3 protein-coding genes are annotated in these 4,858 nt (G+C 71.5%); 2 read left to right on the plus strand and 1 reads right to left on the minus strand.

Annotation, left to right across the window (positions count from 1 at the left end):
- Positions 1-7: 7 nt before the first annotated feature.
- Positions 8-2,737, minus strand: coding sequence for a helix-turn-helix transcriptional regulator (locus ACR2FV_RS17075; RefSeq protein WP_434016904.1), 2,730 nt, complete (start codon positions 2,735-2,737; stop codon positions 8-10).
- 110 nt (positions 2,738-2,847) lie between these two features.
- Here ACR2FV_RS17075 and ACR2FV_RS17080 point away from each other — a divergent pair, with 110 nt between their 5' ends.
- Positions 2,848-3,927, plus strand: a complete 1,080-nt coding sequence (locus ACR2FV_RS17080; protein WP_434016905.1) for a class I SAM-dependent methyltransferase — start codon at positions 2,848-2,850, stop codon at positions 3,925-3,927.
- Between the two features lie 83 nt (positions 3,928-4,010).
- On the plus strand, positions 4,011-4,858 hold an 848-nt coding region (locus ACR2FV_RS17085; protein WP_434016906.1), incomplete at its 3' end, for an alpha/beta fold hydrolase.

Below are 4,858 nucleotides of genomic sequence, written 5' to 3' on the forward strand. Positions count from 1 at the left end.
GTGCTGATCAGATCTCGTCGAGGTGGCTGGCGAGCTCGGCTCGCGAGCTGATGCCGAGCTTGGTGTAGACGTGGCGCAGGTGGTACTCGACGGTCTTGGGGCTGAGGAACATGGCGGCTGCGGCCTGCCGAGTCGTCCTCCCGCTGCCCAGCAGCCTGGCGATCTGCAGCTCCTGCGGCGTCAGCAGGTCCAGCTCGTTCTCACCCCGCCGATGCGGTCGCTCGCCGGTCGCCGCCAGCTCGCGGGCAGCGATGTCCGCCCACGGCCGTGCCCCCAGGCGCTCGAACGTCGCCAGCGCGGAGCGCAGCACGGGACGCGCCGCGACCCGTTGTCGGTCCCGCCGCAGCGCTGCACCATACGCCAGCTGGGTGCGGCCCTCCTCATACACGTCGGGGCTGGCGTGGTGCAGCTCGAGCGCGTCGTCGAAGTGCACCCAGCGAGACTGCGCCTCATCGCTGATCGCCAGGGCACGCTGCGCCCGTGCCATGGCCCAGGGCTGACCCTTGGCGACGGCGCGTGCGTGGTAGGCCTCGGCCACCTCGGCGGCCTCGGTGGTGCGGCCCAGGTGGTGCAGTGCTTCGGCGTGCTCAGCGCCCGGCATCAGGTCCACGTCCATGCACCCGGTGTCCTCCAGCAGGCGACCCAGAGCCTCGAACTGCTCGAGGGCCTTGGCGGGCCTGCCGTGGGCCAGCTCCAGCTCGCCCAGCGCGAAGATTGCCCATGCACGGCCCATGTGGATGTGGTGGTGCTCGGCCAGCTGGATGGTCTCCGCAGCGCTGCGGCGGCACGCCTCCTCGGTGCCCGTGCGCGCCTGCAGCCACGCAAGGCCGGCGAGGCACATGGTCAGGTCGGTGGTCTGACCGGATTCGCGGGCCAGCGCGATCCCCTCCTCATACCCCGTCAGCGCGCTGGCCCAGCGATCGGTGCTGGCTTCGTCGCGGGCGGTGTAGGAGAGCAGGTTGGGCAGGGTGACCAGCGCGCAGTGTTCGCGCAACTCCTCCACCGCGCGGCGCACGATCTCGCGACCGGTGTCGGACTCGCGCAGGAACAGGGGTCCCAGGACCATCCAGCCGGGCCGCCGCTGGTCATCGGTCCAGTCGGGCAGGGCCAGCAGCTCATCGACGGCGGCTCGGATCCGATCGCTGCCACCGGTCCCGGCCAGGACCTGTGCCGTCCCTCCGGTGAGCGTCGCACGGATCCTCGCCTCGTCGGTACAGCAGCGATCGATCAGCTCGTCCAGGCGGGTCGTGACCTGCAGCGCCGTGGCGGCGTCGGCCAGGTAGTAGCAGGCCGTCACGGTGTCGGCCAGCAGCATCGCGGCACCGTCGGGATCAACTTCGACCAGCTGTTCGGCCGCCTGCAGCAGCACCGTCCGTGCCTCCTCCACCGATCCGGCGCGCAGGGCGATGTTGCCCCGAAGGCCGTCGATCCGGGCGCGGATCGGCGACCCCGCGGTCAGCGCGGCGCCCTGGGCCAGCAGGGATTGGGCGCGAGGCACCTGCCCGGCCAGCCACGCGGCCTCGCCGGCCGCCAGGAACCGACGTGCACGGGCGGTGTCAGACGAGGAGAGCAGCGCTGCGCGCTCGAACGCGGTTGCCGCGACCGCGTTGGCGCTGCGGTCGCGTGCACGGCTGCCGACGAGGTCGATGTGGTCCGCCACCTGGTCGTCCACCCCGACTGTCGCGTCGCACAGGTTCCACGCGCGTCGCTCCAGGTCGCCCTCGGGCAGTGCCTGGGCGACCGCCCGGTGCGCACGCCGGCGCAGGGCCAGTGCCGCACCGGCGTAGACGCTGGCGCGCATCAGCGGGTGGCGGAACTCCACCCGTCCCGGCACCAGGCGGAGCAGTTGGAGCTCCTCGGCACGGGCCAGGTCAGCGACCTGCACCCCCAGATCGTCAGCCGCTCGGGCCACGACGCCGAGGTCACCATCGGCGACGGCGGCGAGCAGCAGCATCGTCTGGCAGGGCTGGTCCAGCTGGGCGATGCGCCGGCTGAACGCCCGGAGGACGGCGTCGGGCACCGGCAGCGGAGCCTGGGGGGACAGGCGGTCCAGCATCTCCACCTCGTCGGCCAGCTCGACCACGGCCAGCGGGTTGCCGGCGGTGGCCAGGTGCAGCCGCTCGGCCAGCTCGGGTGCCACCACGCCCCTGGACTGCAGCGCCAGCAGCGAGGCCACCGAGGCCAGCGACAAGCCCTCCAGCAGCAGCGGTGGCAGGCCGGCATCGAGCAGCGGTGACTCCACCCCCGGTCGTGAGGCGACCAGCAGGCCGATCCGGTCGGCCATCAGTCGCCGCCCCACGAACGCCAGCGCCTCGGCGCTGGATCGGTCCAGCGCATGGGCGTCATCGATGATCAGCAACAGGGGGGTCGTCTCCGCCACCCGGCTGAGCAGGGTCAGGGTGGCGGCACCCACGGCGAAGCGGCCGCCGACACGTCCCTCCCGCAGGGCCAGGGCCACCGCCAGCGCCTCGACCTGGGGGGCTGGGATCATGTCCAAGCCGTCCAGGACCGGCCGCAGCAGCTGCAGCAGGCCGGCGAAGGCGACGTCGCGCTCGGGCTCGCTGCCCGCGGCCTGCAGCACGCGCATGTCGTCGGCCAGCTCCACGGCGTGCTCCAGCAGCGTCGTCTTGCCGATGCCGGCCTCGCCGACCAGCACCAGGGCGCTGCTGTGCCCGACCCGAGCCGCGGACACCAGCCGGGCGATCACCTGCCTCTCGGCGTCCCTCCCGATGAGCACGGCCGAAGCGTAGTACAACGACTAGGGGGGGCACCGGATTCGCCCGGGTGGACGGTGATGGCACGGTGAGCGCAGCAGAACCGCAGAACCGATCCGACGAGGAGAGACCGATGACGACGATCCAAGAACCGGCAGCGATCGACCAGGACAAGCTGATGGCCTTCGTGTTCCAGGCTGTCGGGGAAGCCGGGGCGACGCTCAACACCGCCCTGGTCGTGATGGGGGACAAGTTGGGCTACTACCGCAGCCTGGCCGACCACGGTCCCACCACGCCCACAGAGTTGGCTGAGCGGACGGACACCGACGAGCACTACACCCGCGAGTGGCTGAACGCCCAGGCCGCGGGCTTCTACGTCACCTATGATCCGGCGACGGGCCGCTACACGCTGCCGCCCGAGCAGGCGGTGGCCCTGACCGACGAGAGCAGCCCCGCGTTCCTCCCCGGCCTGTTCCAGACGGCGCTGGGCACGCTCCAGAGCACGTCGACGATCATCGAGGCGGCCCGCAGCGGCGACGGCCTCGGCTGGCACGAGCATGACTCTGACGTCCACATCGGCTGCGAGCGGTTCTTCCGGCCCAGCTACCGCGCACACCTGGCGACGGACTGGCTGCCGGCCCTGGACGGGGTGCTCGGGAAGCTGCAGGCCGGCGCGACGGTCGCCGACATCGGGTGTGGCCACGGGGCGTCGACCATCCTGATGGCCGAGGCCTTTCCCAACTCCACCTTCGTGGCCGTGGACAGCCACCGGGCCTCCATCGAGACCGCGCGCCAGCGGGCGCAGGATGCGGGCGTGGCCGACCGGATCCGCTTCGAGGTGTCGCCTGCCGAGGCGTTCGCCGGGGAGACCTTCGACCTGGTGACGATGTTTGACTGCCTGCACGACATGGGCGATCCCATCGGGGCCGTGCGACAGGTGCGCCAGGCGCTGAAGGACGACGGCACCCTGATGGTCGTGGAACCGGCCGCCGGGGACCACGTCGAGGACAACCTCAACCCGGTCGGGCGCGCCTACTACGGGTTCTCGACGCTGCTGTGCACCCCGTGCTCGCTGTCACAGGACGTCGGTCTAGCCCTGGGCACCCAGGCCGGGCCGGCCAAGATCCGCGATGTCGCCACGACGGCCGGGTTCACCGGCTTCCGCGTCGCCGCACAGACCCCGTTCAACAACGTGCTCGAGATCACGCCGTGACCGGCTCGGGCCCCTGACACGGGGGCTGGGGTGGGCGAGGATGACGAGCAGTGGAGGTAACACAGATGCGGCATGACCCGAGTTTGGCCCGACAGCCCGACGACACCGGGTTCGCGCAGCGAGGGGACGTTCGGCTGGCGTATGCGGTCTACGGCGACGGGCCGACGACCGTGCTGCTGATGCCGACGTGGTCCATGGTGCACTCGCGCTTCTGGAAGGCCCAGATCCCCTACCTCGCACGTCATCACCGGGTCCTGACTTTCGATGGCCGCGGCAACGGGCGGTCCAGCACGCCCCAGGGTGCCGCGGCCTACGCCGACGCCGAGTTCGTGGCGGACGCGGTGGCGGTGATGGACGCCACCTCCACCGCATCGGCGGTCCTGGTGGCGCTGTCGGCCGGCGCGGCCTGGGCGGTGCAGATGGCCGCGCGGTACCCGGGCCGGGTCCGAGGGCTCGTGGCGATCGGTCCGTCGACCGGCCTGGCCGTCCAGCAGCCCGAGCGCCAGCGGTACTCCTGGGATGAGCGGCTGGAGCAGACCGAGGGCTGGGCGAAGTACAACAAGCACTACTGGCTAGAGGGCGACTTCGATGACTTCCGACGCTTCTTCTTCGACCAGATGTTCTCCGAACCGCACTCGACCAAGCCGATCGAGGACTGCCTGGAGTGGTCGTCCGGCATCAGCGCGCAGACGCTGGCTGACACCACCGCCGCGCGCCTCGGCCTCGAGGGGGCGGTGCGCCAGCCGATCGAGTCGTTCTGCGTCGACGTGCGGTGCCCCGTCCTGGTCGTGCACGGCACCGACGATCGGATCCAGCCCGATGCAGCCGGGGCCCGCCTGGCCGAGCTGACCGGTGGCTCGCTGGTCCTCCTTGAGGGGGCGGGTCATTGCCCACAGGGCCGTGACCCGGTCAAGGTGAACCTGCTGATCCG

It is taken from the genome of Ornithinimicrobium sp., from assembly GCF_051004135.1.
Lineage (GTDB): Bacteria > Actinomycetota > Actinomycetes > Actinomycetales > Dermatophilaceae > Ornithinicoccus.